Consider the following 21,729-nt stretch of genomic DNA (forward strand, 5'->3'; position numbering starts at 1 on the left):
ATCCCGATCGCGACGATTTTCAAGGACAAGCTGTCACGGAGGTCATTCCGACACGCCCATCCATTCGAGGGTGAGCCGCCGCACCGTGTCCCAGACCTTGGCATGCCCGCCCGCCAGCGCCAGCCAGGCCGCGCCGAGCACCGGCAGCCCCAAGGTGCCGCTCAACCCGCCCAGCCTGTGACCATAGGGCGCCGGATCGGCCCCCGCGTCGATCGCCGCGATCGCCTGGGCGAAGCTGTAGCGCAACCGGGCGATCATCGCCTCCATCGGCTCCCGGCCCATGATCTGCTCAAGCCCCTCGCGCGTCGCCGCACCTTCGTCGATCGCGTCGAGCGGCAGCCAGCGCCGCAGCAGGCCGTGCAGGTCGGTCGCGGTGAACGGCTTGGGCAGCCAGCCATCGAAATCATGTTCGAGGAAATAGCGCTCGCCGCGCGGCGGCCGATGCGCGGTGAAGGCGATGATCGGCACCTGCTTGGTCCAGTCGGCGGTCTGCCGGATCGGCACGATCCCGCGCAGGCCGGTGATCCCGGCCATCTCGATATCCATCAGGATCAGCGAATATTGCCGGAGACGCACCGCCTGGAAGGCGGCGGGCGCATCGGGCGCAACGTCGACCGCATGGCCGCTGCCCGCAAGCAGCGCCTTCACGATCCCGCCGAACGCCGGCTCGTCATCGACGACCAGCAGGGGGTGACCGCTTTTCCTGTTGCCCGCCGAAGGCAGGTCGAAACTCGTGATGACAGACATATCAGCCCCGATCCATCCATTGCCACGGGCTCCCGGCTCTCCGGGAGCGCGGGACCGGCTATCGACGATCGACGGCCCATGGCCGACGGCGGACGATGCGGCGCGACGCTCCCCACGGCGCGACCGGCCGTCCTGATCGATCCAGATGACGACGCCGTCGTCTACGCCTCGCACCGTTCCCCCACTGGACGGTGCGACCGACGGCCATCCGGCCTCCAGCCCCGCCGGCACTGTAAACGCATTCGAACGGCCGGCGATCCTCCGTAAAATCCGGGAGTCGCCGAAACGCTCCCCGCCTCGCCCGCAAATGGTGGACAGGACCGAAGCAGGGGCGATAGGCAGGCGCGACAGCTTTTCGGAGGGGCCACCAGATCATGACGTCGTCGCGCAGCATCGCCCGCCACCTCCCCTGGATCGGAGTGGCCGGCCTCGGGGCGCTCGCCGCCGGCGGCATGGCGATCCAGCGCGGCGAGCAGGTCAACGCGCTGTGGCTCGTCGTCGCGGCGCTGTCGGTCTATCTGATCGCCTATCGCTACTACAGCCTCTATCTGGCGCGCAGCGTCGTCGGGCTCGATCCGGCGCGGGCGACGCCGGCCGTCCGCCATGCCGACGGGCTCGATTTCGTGCCGACCGACCGGACCGTGCTGTTCGGCCACCACTTCGCCGCGATCGCCGGGGCGGGCCCGCTGGTCGGTCCCGTCCTCGCCGCGCAGATGGGCTATCTGCCGGGGATGCTGTGGCTGCTGGCGGGCGTCGTCCTCGCGGGCGCGGTGCAGGATTTCCTCGTGCTGTTCATATCGATGCGCCGCGACGGCCGCTCGTTCGGCGAGCTGATCCGGCTGGAGATGGGGCCGCTCGCGGGCACGATCGCGCTGGTCGGCGCCTTCATGATCATGGTCATCATCCTCGCGGTGCTGGCGCTGATCGTCGTACGCGCGCTCGCCGACAGTCCCTGGGGCATGTTCACCGTCGCCGCGACGGTGCCGCTCGCGATCCTGATGGGCGTCTATACCCGCTGGCTTCGGCCGGGGCGGATCGGCGAGGTGTCGGTGCTGGGCCTGGTCGGGCTGATCCTCGCCATCGTCTACGGCCAGACGATCGCGGAGAACCCCGCGACCGCCGCGCTGTTCACCTTCTCGGCGGTGCAGCTCTGCTGGATCCTGATCGGCTATGGCGCGGTCGCCGCGATGCTGCCAGTGTGGCTGCTGCTCGCGCCGCGCGACTATCTGTCGACCTTCCTCAAGATCGGCGCGATCGTCGCCCTCGCGATCGGCATCGCGATCATGCAGCCCGAGTTGCGCATGCCCGCGCTCACCCGCTTCGTCGACGGATCGGGTCCGGTCTGGTCGGGCGCGCTCTTCCCCTTCCTGTTCATCACCATCGCCTGCGGCGCCGTCTCCGGCTTCCATGCGCTGATCGCCAGCGGCACGACGCCGAAGCTGATCGCGTCGGAGGGCGACGCGCGCATCATCGGCTATGGCGCGATGCTGGCCGAGAGCTTCGTCGCGATCATGGCGCTGGTCGCCGCCTCGATCCTCGATCCCGGCGTCTATTTCACGATGAACGCGCCCACCGCCCTGCTCGGCACGACGCCCGACAGCGCCGCGGCGGCGGTGACGGCCATGGGCTTCCCGATCGACGCCGCGACCATCGCCCAGACCGCGCGCGACGTCGGCGAGCATAGCATCATCTCCCGCGCGGGCGGCGCGCCGACCCTCGCCGTCGCGATGGCGCAGATCTTCAGCCATGTCGTCGGCGGCAAGGCGATGATGGCCTTCTGGTATCATTTCGCGATCCTGTTCGAAGCGCTGTTCATCCTGACCGCCGTCGACGCCGGCACCCGTGCCGGCCGCTTCATGCTGCAGGACCTGCTCGGCCTCGTCTCGCCGCGCCTCAAGGACACCCAGTCGCTCGCCGCCAATGCGCTCGCGACGGCCCTCTGCGTCGCGGCCTGGGGCTTCTTCCTCTACCAGGGCGTCACCGATCCGCTCGGCGGCGTGAACACGCTGTGGCCGCTGTTCGGCATCTCGAACCAGATGCTCGCCGCGGTCGCGCTGATGCTCGGCACGGTCGTGCTGTTCCGGATGAAGCGCCAGAGGATGGCCTGGGTGGCGATGGCGCCCGCCGCCTGGCTGGTGCTCTGCACCGGCACCGCCGGGCTGCTCAAGATCTTCTCGGCCGATCCGCGCGTCGGCTTCCTCGCCCATGCCGCGAAGTTCCGCGCCGCCGCCGCCGATGGCACGGTGCTCGCCCCGGCCAAGTCGATGGCCGACATGCAGCGGATCATCTTCAACGACATGGTCGACGCGGCGCTGTGCCTGCTGTTCCTGCTGGTCGTCGTCAGCATCCTGCTGCTGGCGATCCGCGCCTGCCTCGACGCGCTGCGCCGCGACGCGCCGAGCGCGCACGAGACGGCGGTGGCGGCATGAGCCACTGGCTCCGCCCCTTCCGCGCCGCGCGCCGGATGATGCAGGCGATGGTCGGCCTGCCGAGCTACGACGCCTATCTGGCGCACATGGCCGCCGAGCACCCCGACCGCGAGCCGATGGACTATCGCAGCTTCTTCCGCGACCGGCAGCAGGCGCGCTACGGCGGAAAGGGCGGCGGCCGCTGCTGCTGAACCCTATCCGAACAACCCCGCCCGGCTGAGGTCGGTGGCGACCCGCCGGAGCGCGGGCAGAAGGCGCGACCGCAGCTCGGCCATCGACACGCGGCTCGCCTGCGTCCCGATGTTGAGCGCAGCGACGACCCGGCCGCCCTGGTGGACCGGCACCGCGACCGAGCGCAGCCCGACCTCCAGTTCCTGGTCGACGATCGCATGGCCGCGCTCGGCCGTCTCGGCGAGGATCGCCAGCAGCGCGCCGACGTCGGTTTCGGTCCTGTCGGTCAGCGCGACCAGCGGGGTGCCGCGCAGATACGCCTCCTGCTCGCCGCGGGTCCGGGCGGCGAGGAGGATGCGGCCCATCGACGTCGGATAGAGCGGAAGCCGGCTCCCCGCCCGCAACGCGATCGACATGATCCGCGAGCTTTCCGCCCGCGCGATATAATAGACCTGCTCCTCCTCGCAGACGCCGAGCGAGCAGGATTCGCCGATCTCGTCGCGCAGCGCGTCGAGCATCGGCTGCGCCCGCGACGCCAGCGGGCTCGACGACAGATAGGCATAGCCGAGCGCGAGCGCCTTGGGCTGGAGCGCATAGCGGTGCCCGATCCGCGCCGCATAGCCCAGGCAGACCAAGGTGTGCAGGCATCGTCGCACCGCCGGCCGGCTGAAGCCGGTCTCCTGCGCGGCCTGGGCGATGGTCAGCGGCTCGCGCCGCTCGGCGAAGCAGCGAATCACCGCCAGCCCGCGCGCCAGCGAGGTCATGAATTCGGGGTCCTTGTCCGCGCTCACCTCTTCGTCCGCCATGCCCGCCCCTAAAAATAACCGATTATCGGACTATAATCCTTTTATCGGTTGACTCAAGCGCCATGGCGGGCCGAGACCAAGAGGACCGGAGATTGGCGGGAAGGGTGCGATGATCGACAAGGGATTTGCCAGTATCGACCAGGCGGTCGCGGACATCTTCGACGGGGCGTCGGTGATGGTCGGCGGCTTCGGCACCGCCGGCATGCCCGACGAGCTGATCGACGCGCTGATCGCCCGCAACGTCGGCGGGCTGACGATCATCAGCAACAATGCCGGCAATGGCGAGACGGGCCTCGCGGCGCTGATCAAGGCCGGGCGGGTGCGCAAGGTGATCTGCTCCTTCCCCCGCCAGGCGGACTCGCACCATTTCGACGCGCGCTACCGCGCCGGGGAGATCGAGCTGGAGCTGGTGCCGCAGGGCAACCTCGCCGCGCGCATCCAGGCGGCGGGCGCCGGCCTCGGCGCGATCTTCACCCCGACCGGCTTCGGCACCCTGCTCGCCGAGGGCAAGGAGACGCGGCGGATCGACGGCAAGGACTATGTGCTCGAATATCCGATCCACGCCGATTTCGCGCTGATCAAGGCGCAGCGGGCGGACCGCTGGGGCAATCTGGTGTACCGCAAGACCGCCCGCAACTTCGGCCCGATCATGGCGATGGCGGCGAAAACCGCGATCGCGCAGGTGGCCGAGATCGTGCCGCTCGGTTCGCTCGATCCCGAAGCGATCGTGACCCCCGGCATCTTCGTGCAGCGCGTCGTCCAGGTCGCGCCCGGCGCCGCCCATTGATCGGAGAGCAAGCATGAACCGCCTCAACCGCGAACAACTCGCCGCCCGCGTCGCCCGCGACATTCCCGAGGGCGCCTATGTCAACCTCGGCATCGGCCTGCCGACGATGGTCGCCAACTTCCTGCCGGTCGACCGCGAGATCTTCCTCCAGTCGGAGAACGGCCTGCTCGGCATGGGGCCCGCGCCCGAGCCCGGCCAGGAGGACCCCGAGCTGATCAACGCCGGCAAGCAGCCGGTGACACTGCTGGCCGGCGGCGCCTTCTTCCACCATGCCGACAGCTTCGCGATGATGCGCGGCGGGCATATCGACATCTGCGTGCTCGGCGCCTTCCAGGTCTCGACCCGCGGCGATCTCGCCAACTGGCACACCGGCGAGCCGGGGGCGATCCCCGCGGTCGGCGGCGCGATGGACCTGGCGATCGGCGCCAAGCAGACCTTCGTGATGATGGAGCTGCTGACCAAGCAGGGCGCGAGCAAGCTGGTCGAGCGCTGCACCTATCCGCTCACCGGCCTCGCCTGCGTGTCGCGCGTCTACACCGATCTCGCGGTGTTCGACCTCGGCCCCGACGGCGCGACCGTGATCGAGATGGTCGACAGCCTGACGATCGAGAAGCTGCGCGAGCTGACCGGCCTGCCGCTGGCGCTCGCCTGACCCCGTCCCGCCAGGAGCATCCCCGATGACCGAAGCCTTCATCTGCGACGCGGTGCGCACGCCGATCGGCCGCTATGGCGGCATCCTCTCCGGCATCCGCGCCGACGATCTCGGCGCGCTGCCGATCCGCGCGCTGATCGAGCGCAATCCCGGCCTCGACCCCGCTTCGATCGAGGAGGTGTTCTACGGCTGCGCCAACCAGTCGGGCGAGGACAACCGCAACGTCGCGCGGATGAGCCTGCTGCTCGCCGGCCTGCCGACGGCGGTGCCGGGCGTCACCCTCAACCGGCTGTGCGCGTCGGGGCTCGAGGCGGTGGGCGCCGCGGCGCGGGCGATCCGCACCGGCGAGATGGACCTCGCCGTCGCCGGCGGGGTCGAGAGCATGACCCGCGCGCCGCTCGTCATCGGCAAGGCCGGCGGCGCGTTCGGGCGCGACCAGAAGCTCGAGGACACGACGATGGGCTGGCGCTTCGTCAACCCCGCGCTCGATGCGCTGCACGGCACCGAGACGATGCCGCGCACCGCCGAGAACCTGGCCGAGGATCACGGCATCAGCCGCGCCGACCAGGACGCCTTCGCGCTGCGCAGCCAGCAGCGCGCCGTGGCGGCGCAGGCCAACGGCTTCCTCGCCGAGGAGATCATTGCCGTCACCGTGCCCGGCAGGCGCCGCGGCGAGACGTCGCAGGTCGACACCGACGAGCACCCCCGCGCCGACACCACGCTGGACACGCTCGCCAAGCTCAAGCCGCTGTTCGGCCCGGCCGGCACGGTGACGGCGGGCAACGCCTCGGGGATCAACGACGGCGCGGCGGCGATGATCGTCGCCGGCGAGGCCGCCGCCCGCGCGGCGGGCCTCACCCCGCGCGCCCGGATATTGGGCATGGCGTCGGCCGGCGTCGACCCGCGCGTGATGGGGATCGGCCCGGTGCCGGCGACGCAAAAGCTGCTCGCCCGGCTCGGCCTGTCGATCGAGGCGTTCGACGCGATCGAGCTCAACGAGGCCTTCGCCAGCCAGTCGCTCGCCGTGCTGCGCGGGCTGGGCCTGCCCGACGACGCGCCGCAGGTGAATCCGAACGGCGGCGCGATCGCGCTCGGCCATCCGCTCGGCATGTCGGGCGCGCGGCTGGCGGCGACGCTGGTCCACCAGCTCGAACGGACCGGCGGCAGGCTGGGCCTCGCGACGCTGTGCGTCGGGGTCGGCATGGGCCTCGCCCTCGCGGTCGAGCGGGTTTGAGCCCAGCGTCCGGCCCGGCCTGCGCCGGTCAGCTCATGAAGCCGCCGTCCGCCGTGATGGTCGCGCCGTTGATGTAGGAGGCCGCGTCGCTCGCCAGGAAGGCGACGACCTCGGCGATCTCGCCCGGCTGGCCGAGCCGCTTGACGATCGTCCGCTCGATCATGTGCTCCATGATCTGGTCCTTGTGCGGATGCCCCTTCAGATAGCTGTGGGGCATGTCGGTATCGAGCGGGCCGGGGGCGATCGCGTTGACCCGGATGCCCGGCCCCAGTTCCATCGCCGCGATCTGGGTCAGCATCAGCAGCCCCGCCTTGGCGATCGAATAGGCGGCGGTGTTCGCGGTCGGCTTCAGCCCGGCCGAGGAGGAGATGTTGATGATCGCCCCCTTCCCCGCCATCAGCGGCGCGAAGGTCCGGATCATCAGGAAGGCGGACTTGCAATTCACCTTCTGGACACGATCCCATTCATTGGCATCGGCGCCGACGATTGGGGCGAAGCTCAGCATCCCGGCATTGTTGACCAGGATGTCCGCGCGGCCATAGGCCGACCGGACATGCTGGCCGAGGGTCGCGACCTGCACCGCGCTGGTGACGTCGGCGACGCGGCAGCGCACGTCGAGCCCGCGTTCGCGGAAGCCCTGCGCGATCCGGCCGCCCACATCCCTGCGGCGGTCGACCGCGACGACCCGGGCGCCGCCCGCCGCGAAGCGCTCGCACGCCTCCAGCCCGATGCCGCCCAGCCCGCCGGTGATGACGACGACCTTGTCCTCGAACCGCGTCATGCCGCCGGCCCGGCCCCGTCCACGAAGGGCCGGCGCAGCCCGGCCTTCTCGATCAGCGGCAGGATATTGGCGATGAAGTCGGGCAGGCCGCGCTCATAGTCCATCCAGGTCAGGCACAGGCCGTCGACGCCCGCCCCGGCCAGCAGGCCGATCCTGTCGGCGATGTCCCGATAGGAGCCGACCAGCGGAAATCCGCCGATATGCGCGGCGACATGGCGCAGCATCGCCGCGCGCTGGTCCTCGGGCATGGCGGTGCCGCCCATCATCAGCCGGGTGAAATTCTCGACCGCGCCGACATCCATCTCGGGGCCGCTATACTGCGCGACATAGGCGCGCGCGGCCTCGGCCGTCGGCGCGCCGGCGACGCTGGTCGCGACCCATATCTGCATGTCGCGGCCCCGCTCGTCGGCCATGGCGCGCAGCGCCCGCACCTGCTCGACAGCGCTTTCGGGCCTGTCGGGATTGGGGGAGATGAAGGCGATGTCGGCCCAGCGCGCGGCGAAGGCGTGCCCGGTCGGCGAGAAGGCCGCGTTCATCACCGGCGGGCGCGGAAGCTGCACGTTGCCGGGCTGCTGCAACCCGCCCTCGACGGTGATGTAGCGACCGCGCAGGTCGAACGGCTCCTCCGCCGTCCACAAGCGGTAGAGCGCCTCCATCCATTCGGCGCCCTGCGCATAGCGATCGTCATGGCCGAGCGCGCCGACGCCGAACATCCGCATCTCGATCTCCATCCAGCCGGCGACGACGTTGAGCACCGCGCGGCCGTGGGAGATGTGATCGATCGTCGACAGCTGCTTGGCGGCGGCGACCGGCGACATCGTCATCATGTTGACCGTCGCGACCAGCGCGATGCGGCGCGTCGCGGCGGCGAGCCCGGCCGCCCAGGTGAAGGTCTCGAAGCTCTCGCCCCAGGGGTTGGTCTCGCCCCCGAAGCCGCGCCAGCGGGCGAAGGGCACCACCGCCTCGAAGCCGGCATCCTCGGCCATGCGCGCCAGCCGCACATTCTGGTCCCAGCTGATCCGATGCCGGTCCGGCGAGGTGGTGAGTGCCCCGGCGCTCGCGACGTTCAGCCCGAACACGCCGAGCTTCATGGCGTTGGCGCCGAACAGCGGCCCGGTGGCCGAGCAGTCCAGGCGGGGTTTCGGCTCGGTCATCACGCCGCTCAGTCGTGCGCGAGCCGGCCGACCACCGTCTCGGCGATCGCATGGTCCTGCGAATAATGGCCGCCGGCGATGCCGACCGCGCCCGCCGGCTGCCCCTCGATCATGATCGGCATCCCGCCGGGCAGGATCGACAGCGAAGCGTCGCCGATCACCGAGGCGTAGAGTGCCGCATCGCCCTTGGCCATTTCCAGCACGCCCAGCGTCGGCGCGCCGAAATTGGCCGATGCCACCGCCTTGCGCTCGGCGACGTCGAGGTTGATGTAGCCGACGCCGTCCGCGCGGGCCGAGGCGACGACCCGGCCGCCGCGATCGACGACCACGACCGCGACGCCGACGCCCTGGCTGCCCGCCGTCTCGACGGCATCGGTGACGATCTTCTGGGCGGTTGCGAAACTCAGCGACATCTTCTTCTCCCTGGGGGCGTTGATCTTGGGGGTGGCGGCTGGCGCCTTGCGCGGGCGGGCCATGGTCAGTCGAACCGGTAGCGGACGGTCAGGCCGTAGGTGGCGGGCATGCCGGCGAAGCGGGTCGTGAAGTCGGAATTGCGGGTGACGCCGTTCACGTAGAATCTGTTGGTGACGTTGCGGCCCCACAGTTCGAGCCGCCAGCGCTCGTCGGCCGCCTCGATCCCGGCGCGCAGGTCGATCAGCGCATAGCCGTCGATCCGCAGCCCGTCCTCGAGCGCCGCGACCGCCGGATCGCCGCTCAGCAGCGCGCCGGTCGTTCCGCTCCGCGCGCTGACCGTTCCGCCGAGGAAGGCGTCGAGACCGGCGAAGGCCGGAAAGCGATATTGGACGTCGAGGCTCCCCTGCCAGCGCGGCGTATAGGGGAAGCGCTGGCCGACGAAGTCGGAGGGCGTGCCATAGGGCCCGGTAGGGTTGATCGGATTGCGGTCGATCCGGGTGTCGACATAGGTGCCGCTCGCCGTCACCACCAGGCCGGCGGTGGGTCGCAGGGTGGCGGTGATCTCGCCGCCCTGGACATGGTTCTTCGGGATCGAGACGAGGCTCGGCAGCGGACCGAACACCGGATCGACGAGGAAGCCGACGAGCTGCTTGTCGCGATAGCGATAATAGAAGGCGGCCGCCTCGATCTGGAGGCTTCGGCCGAAGCCCAGCTTGGCGCCGGCTTCGAAGGCGAGGACCGATTCCTGCGGCACCGGCCGAAGCTGGACGGCGGACGAGGCCGGCAGCGTCGGGAAGCTGCCCGACTTATAGCCCTTGGTGATGTTGGCGTAGAGCAGCCCCTGCCCGCCCAGCGTCCAGTTCAGGCTGGCCCGCCAGGACAGATTGTCCTGGTCGAGCTTGCCGGTGACGATCGGCACGGGCGCACCATTGGCGCCGAGCGTTCCGCAGCCGCCCGGCGGGATCGACTGCGGCGCGCCGGTGATGATGGTGCCGAGCAGGCCCAGCGCGGCCGCGATCTCGCCATTGCCGGTGTCGCGCACGCAGCCGGCGAAGTCGCGATCCTGGTCGGTGTAGCGGACCGATCCCTGCAGGACGAGGCGATCGGCGAGCGGCAGGTCGACGCTGGCGAAGACCGCCTTCGAGGCGATCCGCTGGTCGTTGTCGACGAAGAAGGCGTTGAACGGCACCGGGCCGACCGCCGTGCCCGAGGTGATCAGCGGATCGAACACCAGCCGCTCGAACACCTTGTCGTGCTGGTAATTGCCGCCGACCATCCATTTGAGGCCCGACGGCCTGTCGCCGGTCAGGCGGATCTCCTGCGCGAAGGTCTTGATCCGCCCGGTGTCGTCGGACCGGCCGGAAGCGAAGGTGGTGCCGTCGAGATCGAGCGGGATGCTCTGCCGATAATCGGCATAGGAGGTCAGCGAGGTCAGCGTCATGTCGCCGCCCAGATCGACCTCGACCCGGCCGGCGACATGATAGAGACGATCGTCGCGCGCGAAATCGACGCCGGGGTCCCAGGCGGCGGCGCGCGGCGAGCGCGGCGACACCGGGAAGCTTGCCAGCGGAAAGGGAATGGGCCGCGCCATCGGCCCCGTCACCAGCGGCGTATAGGCGACGGTCTGCGGCTGCTGCGTATCGGAGCCGTCGTGCCAGGCCGTCGCCATCAGCTGGGCGCGGACCGCCGAGTCCGGATGCCAGTCGACGATCGCGCGACCGTTGACGAAGCGCCGCCGCCCGATCTCGTCGCCATTGGTATAGCCGCGCTGCCAGTCGTCCTGGCGCTCGCCGCGCACAGCGACGCGGGCGGACAGGCTGTCGGTCAGCGGGCCGCTGACGAAGGCTTCGCCGGTGACCTCGTTGAAGCGGCCATAGGACGCCTCGATTCCGGCCTTGAAGCTGTCGGTCGGCTTGGCGGCGATATAGTTGATCGCGCCGCCGGTCGAGTTCTGCCCGAACAACGTGCCCTGCGGTCCCTTCAGCACCTCGACCCGTTCGAGATCGAGCATCGCGCCGCGCGTCATCGCCGAGAAGGGCAGCGGCTGCTGGTCGACATAGACCGAGACGCCCGGACTGACGCCCAGCGTCGTGTCGTTGAAGCCGATGCCGCGCAGGAAGAAGACCGGCAGGCCGTAGACGGTGCGCTGGAAGGTGAAGCCCGGCACCAGCTTTTCGAGCTGCTCGCTGCTGGTGACGCCGAGCGCCTTGAGGTGATCGCCGGTCGCCGCGTTGATCGACATCGGCACGTCGCGGAGCCGCTCGGCGCGTTTCTGCGCGGTGACGATGATGTCGCCGCTATCGTCGGCGGCCTGCGGCCCGGCCGCCTGCGCCAGGGCGACGGCGCTCGATGATGCGAGCGCGGCGACCGCCAGGGCCCGCGCGATGATGCTGAACTGCTTCATGATCCCCTCCTTCACGTCCGGCTGGCCGCCGAATCTCGTCGGAGAGTTTTATGAATGATCCCTCATATAACTTCAATATGAGAAATTTCTCATCTTTCTATTTTGGCGGCATCCCCCCGCCGCTGCCCAGCTTCGCTTCGAAGTAGGAGCGCATGATCAGCGCCATTTCCCGCTTGATCTCACTCCCGCCCCCGCCGCGTTCGAGCGCATAGGCGGACTTGAGTATCTGCAGCGCGACGATCGCCACCACCTTCACGTCGGCTTCCGGAGCGTCGCCCGCCTTCGCGGCGAGCAGCGCCGCCAGCGCGACCTCGAACTCCTGATGCGAGCCGGGGTGGAGCTGGAACTGGACCTGCGCCTCGTCGAGCGTCCCGAAGGCCGCATGCCGAATGATGCAGTCGAGCGTCGCGTCGAGCAGCACGTTGGCGAAGCCGGCCCAGTCGCCCGGCCGGACCGGCGCGCAAGCCGCCTGCCAGGTCTCGATCAGGTCGGTCGCATAGCGTTCGACCAGCGCGCCGCCGAGCACCGCCTTGTTGGGGAAGAACTGGTAGAGCGATCCGATCGGCGCCCCCGCGCGCTGCGCGATCGCGTTCATCGACGCGGCGCCGTAGCCGACCTCGGCAAAGACCTGTTCGGCGGCGGCGAGCAGCGCCTCGACCCGCTTGACCCCGCGACTCCGCTGCGGCGCCTTGGGCTTCGCAACCTCCTCGTCGCGGCCGCCCGCCCGTTCCACCGCCTTCGCCAAGACCAGCGCCTCCATCCGTTCGGGCGCAACCGCCGCCCGTTCCTCGCAGCCAAGGCCTATGCGCCCCGCCGCCTTCCGGTCAACGCCCGGCTTCGATCGCGACCGCCCGGCGCGCCGCCGTCACGCATCGGCGCAGGCCGCGTCCGATACGCTTGACAGAAGATTGTATACACGCATACATACGGCAACTTTCACGAGAATCATGAGGGAGGAACGCGTGTCGGGCTTCAGCGCTAGGGCATTCGGGAGATATTTGGTGTCGGTCGGGATGGTCGCGCTCGCCGCGCAGGCGCAGGCGCAGACCCCGCCCCAGCCGGAGCCTGCATCGGACGAGATCATCGTCACCGCGCAGCGGCGCGTGGAGCGGCTGCAGGACGTGCCGATCTCCGCGAGCGTGATCAGCGGCGCCGATCTCCAGAAGAAGAACATGACCTCGCTCGAGCAGCTCACCGCCGAGACGCCGGCCGTGGTCGTGACCAAGGGCGGCGCCGCCAACCGCCTGTCGATCCGCGGCGTCGGATCGGGCGACAACAACCCGCTGTTCGAGCAGTCGGTCGCGACCTTCATCGACAATGTCTACCAGGGCCGCTCGCGCTCGAACGGCGCCTCCTTCCTGGACATCGCCCGGGTCGAGATATTGAAGGGGCCGCAGAGCGTCTATTTCGGCAACAACTCGATCGCGGGCGTGCTCAACATCGTCACCCGCGATCCGGGCGACCGCCTCGAAGGCTATGCCCGAGGCTCCTATAATTTCGACTTCAACGCCGCGACGATCGAGGGCGCGGTCGGCGGACCGATCAGCGACACGCTCGGCATCCGGGTGGCCGGCGTCGCCACGCGCGGCAACGGCTATATCCGCGACGAGGGGCTGGGCGGCCTGCGCATCCCGCGCGTCCGCTCCTATGCCGGCCGCGCCACGCTGCGCTGGCAGCCGATCGAGGAACTGACCTGGACGGTGAAGGCCAGCGCCGAGCATAGCCGCCAGACCGGCGCGATCGCCGACGAGATCGCCTATTGCCCGCCCGATCCCCTGTTCACCGCCGGCGCGACCGGAAGCTGCCTGGTCGCGCTCAACCGCGGCGAGGACGTCAAGCTCAACCAGGTCCGCTCGCACAGCCCGGGCCAGGGCATCGACCTCGACACGCAGAGCTATGTGTCGACCCTCGCCTATGACGCCGGTCCGCTCGAACTGTCGGCGATCACCGCCTACAGCCACACCAAGTACAACCAGCGGCTCGACACCGACGGCACCAGCGCGACGCTGACCCACTTCACCACACCCGAGCGCTTCTCGCAGTTCAGCCAGGAGTTCCGGATCGCGACGCCGCGCGACAGCTGGGTCGCGCTCGATGCCGGCGCCTATTTCAACCGGGAGTATATCCATGGCGGCGTGAACTATAATTTCACGTCGCTCAACAGCCGCCTGACCGGCGCCTTCGCCGCGCTCGCGCCGCTCGGCTCGTTCGGCCAGTATGACGATTACCGCCAGCGGTCGAAGACCTACGCGACCTATGCGCATCTGACCTTCCGCCCGACCGAGGAACTGACCCTCAGCGTCGGCGGCCGCCAGAGCTGGGTCGACAAGTCGATCGTGCTCAACCAGGGCTTCGGCATCGCCGCGAACAGCTTCGGCGACATCACCCCCTATCCCGACGCGACGCTCCAGGCGCTCGGCGACCGCTTCGGCACCGCGGCGGGGCTCGGCGTCGCCGCCGTGCGCAGCGCCCGCCGGCTGGACGCGCATTTCAGCCCGTCGGCGGTGCTGTCCTACCAGCCGACCCCGGCGCTCAACCTCTACGCCAAATATACCAACGGCTTCAAAGCGGGCGGCTTCAACGGGCTGGAGCATACCGGCGCCGCGGCGGCCCTGTCCTTCGGCCCCGAATATGTCGACGGCTATGAAGCGGGCATCAAGAGCCAGTGGTTCAACCGCCGCCTGACCCTGAACGTCGCGGTGTTCCGCAACGACTTCAGCGACCTCCAGGTCTCCGCCTCGCAGAATTTCGGGGTCGGCGTGGTCAACGTCATCGGCAATGCCGGCGGCGCCCGCGCCCAGGGCATCGAGGTCGAGGGCCGCTGGCGGATCACCAGCGAACTGACGACCGGCCTCAGCCTGACGCTGCTCGACTCCAAATATACCGACTATCGCAACGCCGCGGGCAACGCGCTCGACGTGCAGCAGGGCCGCCCCTTCGTCGACCTGACCGGCACGCGGACGCGCTATGCGCCCAAATATAGCGGCAACTACACGCTCGATTATCTGGCGCCGATCACCAGCGGGCTCAAGCTGCACCTGAACGGCAACGCCTTCTTCACCGGCAAATATAATTTCTCGAACAACAACGATCCGTTCCTCGCCCAGGACGCCTATGTCCGGCTGGGGGCGATCATCGGTCTCGCCGATGCCGACGATCGCTGGGAGGTGTCGCTGGTCGGCAAGAACCTGACCGACAAGCTGGTCCGGATCTTCGGCACCAACCTCGCCCAGTCGCGCGGCTCCTATCTGATCGGCACCGACGAACCGCGCAGCATCGCCATCCAGGCGAACCTGCGCTTCTGACGAAGGGAACCGGACCGGTGGCGACATCCATGGATCATGCCGCGACGACCGCGGAAACCGAGCCGGACGGGTCGGCGGCGCGGCGCGGCGTGCGTCCGTGGACCACCGTCTGGATCCTCACCCTGCTCTACGCGGTCGCCTATTTCGACAAGCGGCTGATCACCCTGCTGATCGATCCGATCCGCGCGACGATCGGCGCCACCGACCTGCAGATGAGCCTGTTGTCGGGGGCGGCCTTCGTCTCCTTCTACGTGATCTTCTCCTTCCCGATCGGCTGGGCGGTCGACCGCCTGTCGCGGCGCGGCATCATCTTCTGGGGCGTGGCGAGCTGGTCGACCTTCGCCGCGCTCGGCGGCTTCGCGCGCAGCTTCTGGCAGCTGCTCGGATCGCGCTTCGGCGTCGGCGCGGGCGAGGCGGCGCTGATGCCCGCCGCCCATTCGATGATCGCCGACCTGTTCCCGCGCGAGAAGCTGTCGCGCGCGCTGGGCATCTTCACCCTCGGCGCGTTCATCGGATCGGCGCTGTCCTTCGCGATCGGCGGGGCGATGCTCAGCCATTTCAAGCGCGGCGCGACCGTCGACCTTCCGCTGGTCGGCGCGCTGTTCCCCTGGCAGGCGGTGCTGCTGCTCGCCAGCCTGCCCGGCATCCCGCTCGCGCTGCTGATCTTCCTCGTCCGCGAGCCCGCCCGCAGCCACGGCCATGCGCCCAGGATCGGGTCGGGCAGCGGACGGGCCTGGTTCGGCCGCCACAGGAGCTTCTACGCGCTGCACTTCATCGGCTTCAGCACGCTCGCGATCATGACCGCCGGCTTCTCCTCCTGGCTGCCGACCCACATGATGCGCAGCTTCGGCGAGCCGGTCGCGCGGGTCGGCATGCTGCTCGCCATCTTCCAGCTCACCGTCGGGCCGCTCGGCATGCTGCTGGTCGCGCGCACCGTCGACCGGATGTTCAAGGCGGGGCGGCTGGACATCCACATGACCTTCTACGTCTGGGGCGTGCTCGTCCTCGCCGCCGCGGGCATGCTGGTCGGCCTCGCCCCCAACGCGATCGCCGCCTATGTCGGCGTGGTCCTGTTCGACTCGCTGCACGGCGGCTTCCTGCCGGTCGCGGGCGCGGTGCTTCAGCTCACCACGCCCAGCCAGTTTCGCGGGCAGGCCACCGCCATCTTCTTCGTCTTCTACAATGTGATGGGCCAGGCGCTCGGCCCGATCGCGGTCGCCACCTCGACCGACCTGCTGTTCGGCAGCGACCGGATGATCGGCCCCGCCATCGCGCTGACCTGCGCGATCGTCGGCCCCGTCACCGCGCTCCTCCTCCTTCGTAGCCGCCGGCCGATGCGCGCGGCGCTGGCCGACGCCGAAAGCGTCGCCGCTGCGGCCGCCACAACCGGGAACCAGAACTGAATGCATATGTGGGACGACTGGGCGCGCACGGCGCGTCCGCTGAACGGCAAGGGCGCGATCGTCACCGGCGCGGGGCGCGGCTGCGGCCGGGCCATCGCTCGCGGGCTCGCCGCTGCCGGCGCACAGGTCTGCTGCGCCGCCCGGTCCGAAAGGGAGTTGGCCGAGACCGTCGCGCTGATCGAGGCGGACGGCGGCGCCGCGATGGCCTTCGCCATCGACGTCACCGATCTCGTAGCGGTCGAGGCGATGACCGAGACCGCAACGACGGCGTTCGGCGGGCTCGACCTGTTGGTGCTCAGCCATGGCGTGGCGCTGGCGGTCGCCCCGATCGAGAGCGGCGATCCGGCCGACTGGCGGCGGACGATCGAGGTCAACCTGATCGGCTCCTATCACTGCATCCGCGCCGCCGTCCCGCCGATGAAGGCGCGCGGCGCCGGCAAGATCATCGTCGTCGGCTCGGGCCAGGGCCATAACGGAACCGCCGCGACCTCCGCCTATGCCAGCTCGAAGGCGGGGACCTGGGCGCTGACCCGATCGGTGGCGGCCGAGCTGATCGGCTTCAACATCAGCGTCAATGAGCTGCTGCCCGGCAACGTCCGGACCCAGCTCTACGACGAGACCTTCGCCCAGACCGTCGCGATGACGCCCGACGGCGGCGAGCCGATCTCGGCCAAGCGGTCGCACGAATGGCTGAAGGCGCCCGAGGACGTCGTCCCGCTGGCGCTGTTCATGGCCTGCCAGCCCGACGTCGGCCCGACCGCGCAGAGCTTCAGCCTGATGCGCCGCCTCTGATGGCGCACCGATCCACCGTTCTTGTTGGGGATTTCCATGGGTAGAACATTCTTCGAGAAGGTCTGGGACGACCATGTCGTCGCCGATCTCGGCGACGGCGCCTTCCTGATCCACATCGACCGTCACTTCCTGCACGAGGTGAGCGGCGCGGTGTCGCTGAAGGAGATAGACGCCCGCCACCGCACCGTCCGCAATCCGGAGCTGACCTTCGGCACGGTCGACCATGTGCTGGAAACGGTGCCCGGGCGCGGCATGACCACCCGCATGCCGGGCGGCGACGATTTCCTGCGCGAGTTCACCGAGCGGATCGGGCCGCACGGCATCCGCTTCTTCGACCTCCACGATCCTCGCCAGGGCATCGTCCATGTCATCGCGCCCGAACTGGGCGTCGCGCTGCCGGGCATGACCTTCATCTGCGGCGACAGCCACACCTGCACGGTCGGCGGCGTCGGCGCCTTTGCCTGGGGCGTGGGATCGAGCGACAGCGAGCATGCGCTGGCGACCCAGACCGTCATCATGACCAGGCCGAAGACGCTGCGCGTCAACTTCACCGGGCAGTTGCGCCCGGGGGTCCACGCCAAGGACATGATCTTGGCGCTGATCGCCAAATATACCGCCGACGGCGGCACCGGCTATGCGATCGAGTTCGCCGGCGAGGCGGTCCGTTCACTGCCGATGGACGGCCGCCTGACGCTCTGCAACATGGCCGTCGAGTTCGGCGGCCGGACCGGCACCGTCGCGCCCGACGAGATCACCTTCGCCTATCTCCGGGATCGCGAATTCTCGCCCAGGGGCGCAGACTGGGACCGCGCCGTCGCCTATTGGCGGACGCTCCCGAGCGACGCCGACGCGGCCTATGACATGGAATATGAGCTCGACTGCTCGGCGCTGGAGCCGCAGGTCACCTGGGGTACCAGCCCCGAGCACAGCGTCGCGATCGGCGGTGTCATGCCCGATCCCGCCGCGTCCGCCGATCCGATCGCCCGCACCTCGCGCCAGCGCGCCGCCGACTATGCGGAGATCGAGCCGGGCGCGTCGGTGATGGGCCTGCCGATCACTGGCGCCTTCATCGGCTCCTGCACCAACAGCCGGATCGACGATCTGCGCGCCGCCGCCGCGATCCTGAAGGGCCGCAAGGTCGCCGAGGGCGTCACCGCGATCTGCAGCCCGGGATCGACCGCGACCAAACTGCTCGCCGAGGCGGAAGGGATCGACCGGATCTTCATCGAGGCGGGCTTCGAATGGCGCGAGTCCGGCTGCTCGCTGTGCATGAGCGGCGCGACCGGGGGCGAGAGCTTCCCGCGCGACGCCCGCGTCATCGCCTCCACCAACCGCAATTTCGAGGACCGGCAGGGGCCGCACGTCCGGTCCCATCTCGCCAGCCCCGTCACCGTGGCCGCCTCGGCGATCGCCGGCCGCATCGCCGACGCCCGCGCGTTCGCCAGCAAGGAAGACGAGCAATGAGCATGCAACCGTTCGTCACGGAAACCGGCGTCTGCGCCGCGCTGATGCGCAACAATATCGACACCGACCAGATCACCCCCGGCCATACCGGCATGAAGGTGCAGAAGACCGGCTTCGGCGAGGGGCTGTTCTTCAACTGGCGCTACCTGCCCGACGGCGGCGACAATCCCGATTTCGTCCTCAACCAGGGACCGTTCCGCGACGCGAAGTTCCTGCTCGCCGGCGCCAATTTCGGCTGCGGCAGCTCGCGCGAGTTCGCGGTCTGGGCGCTGCGCGACTTCGGCATCCGCGCGGTGATCGCGCCCAGCTTCGGCGCGATCTTCACCAGCAACTGCTACATGAACGGCGTCGCCCCGATCATCCTCGACGAGGCAGCGGTCAGCGCGATCGCCGGGGAGATCGCGCCTGACCATTGCACGATGACGGTCGACCTCGTCCGGCAGGTCATCCTGTCGCCGGGCGGCCGCGAGCATCGCTTCCACATTCCCGACCTCCAGCGCGAGCGGCTGGTCGAGGGACTCGACGCGATCGACGCGACCCGCAAGCGCGACGACCAGATCGCGGCCTTCCAGGCGGCCGACAGGCTGCGCCGCCCCTGGGTCTATGCCGTGGAAGGAGCCGCCGCATGACCAGCTTCGCCAGCCTCGCCGACCTGCTCGCGCGTGAGAATCCGCTGCTGCTGCCGGTCGCGCACGACGCACTGTCGGCGCGGATGATCGAGCGCGCCGGCTTCGCCGCCGGGGCGATCGGCGGCTTCGGCGTGATCGGCTGCCGCACCGGCCTGCCCGACCTCGGCCTCGCCAGCTTCGGCGAGATCGGCGCGGCGGTGCGCGACATCGCCGGCGCCACCGCCCTGCCGCTGATCGTCGACGCCGACGACGGCTATGGCGACGTCAAGAACGTCGTCCGCACCACCCGCGTCTATGAGGAGATGGGGATCAGCGCGATCGTGCTGGAGGATCAGGTCAGCCCCAAGAAATGCGGCCATGCGGCGGTGACGCGCGAGGTGGTGCCGACCACCGTCATGGAGGCGAAGCTCGCCGCGGCGATCGAGGCGCGGCGCAACCCCGGCTTCGCGATCGTCGCGCGCACCGACGCGCGCCTGGTCGAGGGCCTCGACGCCGCGATCGAGCGCGGCCGGCGCTATGTCGCCAAGGGCGCCGACGCGCTGTTCGTCGAGGCGCCGACCTCGGTCGAGGAACTGGAAAGGATCGGCGCCGCCTTCGACGTGCCGCTGATCGTCAACGCGGCCGAAGGCGGCCGGACGCCGGTCCTCACCCCCGCGCAATATCGCGAGCTCGGCTTCTCGATCATCCTCTATCCCGCGACCCTGCTGCTGCGTATGGTCGGCATGTTCGAACGCACGCTCGCGGCGCTTCGGACCGGGGAATTCGCCGATGAGGGCGCGCTTCCCGCCTTCAATGTCCTGACCGGCATCATGGGCATGGACGAATGGATGGAGATCGATCGTCGTCATGGCTGAAACGGAACCGCGCCGCGCCCTGATCATGGCCGGCGCATCGGGCATCGGCGCGATCCTCGCCGCACGCGCGGTTGCCGCCGGCTATGCGGTGACGGTGTCCGATCGCGACCATGAGGCGGGCGACGCGCTCGCCGCCCGAACCGGCTGCCGCTTCCTGCCCTGCGACCTCGGCGACGAGGCGCGGATATCCGAGGTCGTCGAAACGGTCGGCGCGGTCGACCTGCTGGTCAACAATGGCGGCATTTCCGGGCCGACCGAGCCGGTCACGACGCTCGACCCGACGGCGTGGCGCCAGGTCCTCGACATCAACCTGACCGCGCAGTTCCTGACCTGCCACGCGATGGTCCCGCTGATGCTGGCCGCCGGCAAGGGCGGCTGCATCGTCAACATGTCGTCGGTGGCGGCGCGGATCGGCTATCCCAACCGTGCCGCCTATGCCGCCTCCAAGGCCGGGGTGCTGGGCCTGACGGCGGCGCTCGCCCGCGAGGTCGGGCCGCAGGGCATCAGGGTCAACGCCGTCCTGCCCGCCACCACGCGCGGCGACCGGATCGAGCGCGTGTTCCACGACTATGCCGAGGCCAACGACCTGCCGCTCGACGCCGCCGAGGCCGCCTTCCTGACCCGCCACGCGACGGGACGGATGGTGGAGCCGGAGGACATCGCCGACACGATCCTGTTCCTCGCCGGGCCCGCCGGCCGGTCGATCACCGGCCAGTTCATCGGCGTCGACGGAGGTTTCGAATGACGATCCTGCAGGTCACCCCGCTCCCCGCACCGCGCCAGCCGAGCGAGCTGCTCGACCGGCCGGTGCCGATCTTCGACCGGCTCGACGATCCCGAGGGCTGGCTGGCCGAGCATGGCGGCTCGGTCCAATGCCTTATCACCCACGCGATGCGCGGCCCGCCGGCCGGGCTGCTGGCGCGGCTGCCCGCGCTGAAGCTGATCGCCAATTTCGGCGCGGGGATCGACCTGATCGACCTCGACACGGCGCGGGCGCGTGGCATCGCGGTCACCGCTTCGGGCGACCTGCTGACCCACGACGTGGCCGATCTCGCGCTGTGGCAGATGCTGACCCTGCTGCGCGGCCTCGGCGGGGCGGACGGCTTCGTCCGCGCCGGCCAATGGTCGAAGGGCCCCCCGCCGCTCGGCCGCTCGGCGCGCGGCCGCAAGCTCGGCGTCCTCGGCTTCGGCCGGATCGGACAAGCGATCGCCCGGCGCGGCGAGGCGGTCGGGATGGAGATCGCCTATCACAGCCGCCGTCCGGTCGCCGAAGTGGCCGACCGCTACGAAAGCGACCCGCTCGCCCTCGCCCGCTGGGCGGACATCGTCGTGATCGCCCTGCCCGGCGGCGGCGCGACCCAGTCGCTGGTCGATCGCGCCTTCCTCGACGCGCTCGGCCCCGACGGCCTGCTCGTCAACATCGCGCGCGGCAGCGTGGTCGACGAGGAGGCACTGGTGGCGGCGCTGCGCGACGGACGGGTGGGTGGCGCCGCGCTCGACGTGTTCCGCAACGAGCCCACGATCGCGCCGGCGCTGCTGGAGGCGCCCAACCTCCTGCTCACCCCGCATGTCGGCTCGGCCACCCACGACGTGCGCCTCGCCATGGCCGATCATGTCGTGACCAACATCCGCGCTTTCCTCGAAGGGAGGCCGCTGATCGGCCTGGTCTGACGCCGCCCCCGTCCCCGGATCGGGACAGGCCG

20 protein-coding genes are annotated in these 21,729 nt (G+C 69.8%); 13 read left to right on the forward strand and 7 right to left on the reverse strand.

Annotated features, from left to right (window positions below):
* Positions 1-42 precede the first annotated feature (42 nt).
* Positions 43-747 carry a response regulator gene (locus HRJ34_RS10030; protein ID WP_016744304.1) on the reverse strand — a complete coding sequence of 235 codons (705 nt, stop codon included), beginning with the start codon at positions 745-747 and terminating at the stop codon, positions 43-45.
* A gap of 374 nt (positions 748-1,121) precedes the next feature.
* On the opposite strand from HRJ34_RS10030, the gene HRJ34_RS10035 reads away from it, so the two are divergent.
* Positions 1,122-3,176 (forward strand): carbon starvation CstA family protein, encoded by a 2,055-nt coding sequence (locus tag HRJ34_RS10035; RefSeq protein WP_016744303.1) that lies wholly within the window; start codon positions 1,122-1,124, stop codon positions 3,174-3,176.
* The gene (locus HRJ34_RS10040) at positions 3,173-3,367 is read left to right on the forward strand and encodes a YbdD/YjiX family protein (protein ID WP_029992532.1); all 195 of its coding nucleotides are present in this window, start codon (positions 3,173-3,175) and stop codon (positions 3,365-3,367) included. The genes HRJ34_RS10035 and HRJ34_RS10040 overlap by 4 nt, the downstream gene beginning before the upstream one ends.
* A gap of 3 nt (positions 3,368-3,370) precedes the next feature.
* Here the strand turns inward: HRJ34_RS10040 and HRJ34_RS10045 are convergent, their stop codons facing one another.
* On the reverse strand, positions 3,371-4,153 hold the full coding sequence (locus HRJ34_RS10045; RefSeq protein WP_208633986.1) for an IclR family transcriptional regulator domain-containing protein: 783 nt from the start codon (positions 4,151-4,153) through the stop codon (positions 3,371-3,373).
* A gap of 109 nt (positions 4,154-4,262) precedes the next feature.
* Here HRJ34_RS10045 and HRJ34_RS10050 point away from each other — a divergent pair, with 109 nt between their 5' ends.
* Genes HRJ34_RS10050 through pcaF form a run of 3 tightly spaced genes read left to right on the forward strand, consistent with a single transcriptional unit; the run spans position 4,263 to position 6,826 of the window.
* Positions 4,263-4,940 (forward strand): 3-oxoacid CoA-transferase subunit A, encoded by a 678-nt coding sequence (locus HRJ34_RS10050; protein ID WP_012050516.1) that lies wholly within the window; start codon positions 4,263-4,265, stop codon positions 4,938-4,940.
* A gap of 13 nt (positions 4,941-4,953) precedes the next feature.
* A complete protein-coding gene (locus tag HRJ34_RS10055; RefSeq protein ID WP_208633987.1) occupies positions 4,954-5,592 on the forward strand; it encodes a 3-oxoacid CoA-transferase subunit B in 639 nt (212 codons plus the stop codon).
* Between the two features lie 25 nt (positions 5,593-5,617).
* Positions 5,618-6,826 carry a 3-oxoadipyl-CoA thiolase gene (pcaF, locus tag HRJ34_RS10060; RefSeq protein ID WP_208633988.1) on the forward strand — a complete coding sequence of 403 codons (1,209 nt, stop codon included), beginning with the start codon at positions 5,618-5,620 and terminating at the stop codon, positions 6,824-6,826.
* A 28-nt stretch (positions 6,827-6,854) separates the two neighbouring features.
* Here pcaF and HRJ34_RS10065 read toward each other — a convergent pair whose 3' ends face one another.
* From HRJ34_RS10065 to HRJ34_RS10085, 5 genes are all read right to left on the reverse strand, one after another.
* Positions 6,855-7,607: an SDR family NAD(P)-dependent oxidoreductase gene (locus tag HRJ34_RS10065; RefSeq protein ID WP_208633989.1), complete on the reverse strand. Its 753-nt coding sequence runs from the start codon at positions 7,605-7,607 to the stop codon at positions 6,855-6,857.
* Complete coding sequence (locus HRJ34_RS10070; protein WP_208633990.1) at positions 7,604-8,761, reverse strand: LLM class flavin-dependent oxidoreductase; 1,158 nt, start codon at positions 8,759-8,761, stop codon at positions 7,604-7,606. The genes HRJ34_RS10065 and HRJ34_RS10070 overlap by 4 nt, the downstream gene beginning before the upstream one ends.
* 8 nt (positions 8,762-8,769) lie before the next feature.
* Positions 8,770-9,174, reverse strand: a complete 405-nt coding sequence (locus HRJ34_RS10075) for a GlcG/HbpS family heme-binding protein (RefSeq protein WP_226948550.1) — start codon at positions 9,172-9,174, stop codon at positions 8,770-8,772.
* 65 nt (positions 9,175-9,239) lie between these two features.
* Positions 9,240-11,579: a TonB-dependent receptor gene (locus HRJ34_RS10080; protein ID WP_208633991.1), complete on the reverse strand. Its 2,340-nt coding sequence runs from the start codon at positions 11,577-11,579 to the stop codon at positions 9,240-9,242.
* Positions 11,580-11,676: 97 nt separating this feature from the next.
* Positions 11,677-12,324, reverse strand: coding sequence for a TetR/AcrR family transcriptional regulator (locus HRJ34_RS10085; RefSeq protein WP_226949128.1), 648 nt, complete (start codon positions 12,322-12,324; stop codon positions 11,677-11,679).
* A gap of 256 nt (positions 12,325-12,580) precedes the next feature.
* Between HRJ34_RS10085 and HRJ34_RS10090 the strand changes: the two genes are divergently transcribed.
* The 8 genes from HRJ34_RS10090 to HRJ34_RS10125 are packed head-to-tail and all read left to right on the forward strand — an operon-like array spanning position 12,581 to position 21,697.
* Positions 12,581-14,884, forward strand: coding sequence for a TonB-dependent receptor (locus HRJ34_RS10090; RefSeq protein ID WP_226949129.1), 2,304 nt, complete (start codon positions 12,581-12,583; stop codon positions 14,882-14,884).
* 17 nt (positions 14,885-14,901) lie between these two features.
* Entirely contained in the window at positions 14,902-16,287 is a 1,386-nt protein-coding gene (locus HRJ34_RS10095) for an MFS transporter (RefSeq protein WP_208633993.1), read from the forward strand.
* Entirely contained in the window at positions 16,288-17,079 is a 792-nt protein-coding gene (locus tag HRJ34_RS10100) for an SDR family NAD(P)-dependent oxidoreductase (RefSeq protein ID WP_208633994.1), read from the forward strand. It abuts the gene before it with no gap.
* Positions 17,080-17,115: 36 nt separating this feature from the next.
* Positions 17,116-18,543, forward strand: a complete 1,428-nt coding sequence (locus HRJ34_RS10105; RefSeq protein WP_029992521.1) for a 3-isopropylmalate dehydratase large subunit — start codon at positions 17,116-17,118, stop codon at positions 18,541-18,543.
* Positions 18,540-19,172 (forward strand): 3-isopropylmalate dehydratase small subunit, encoded by a 633-nt coding sequence (gene leuD, locus HRJ34_RS10110; protein WP_012050504.1) that lies wholly within the window; start codon positions 18,540-18,542, stop codon positions 19,170-19,172. The genes HRJ34_RS10105 and leuD overlap by 4 nt, the downstream gene beginning before the upstream one ends.
* The gene (locus tag HRJ34_RS10115; protein WP_208633995.1) at positions 19,169-20,026 is read left to right on the forward strand and encodes an isocitrate lyase/PEP mutase family protein; all 858 of its coding nucleotides are present in this window, start codon (positions 19,169-19,171) and stop codon (positions 20,024-20,026) included. The genes leuD and HRJ34_RS10115 overlap by 4 nt, the downstream gene beginning before the upstream one ends.
* Positions 20,019-20,771, forward strand: a complete 753-nt coding sequence (locus HRJ34_RS10120; RefSeq protein WP_208633996.1) for an SDR family oxidoreductase — start codon at positions 20,019-20,021, stop codon at positions 20,769-20,771. Before HRJ34_RS10115 ends, HRJ34_RS10120 begins: the two co-directional genes overlap by 8 nt.
* On the forward strand, positions 20,768-21,697 hold the full coding sequence (locus tag HRJ34_RS10125) for a 2-hydroxyacid dehydrogenase (protein ID WP_012050501.1): 930 nt from the start codon (positions 20,768-20,770) through the stop codon (positions 21,695-21,697). Before HRJ34_RS10120 ends, HRJ34_RS10125 begins: the two co-directional genes overlap by 4 nt.
* Positions 21,698-21,729 lie beyond the last annotated feature (32 nt).

Source organism: Rhizorhabdus wittichii, assembly GCF_017607425.1.
Taxonomy (GTDB): domain Bacteria; phylum Pseudomonadota; class Alphaproteobacteria; order Sphingomonadales; family Sphingomonadaceae; genus Rhizorhabdus; species Rhizorhabdus wittichii.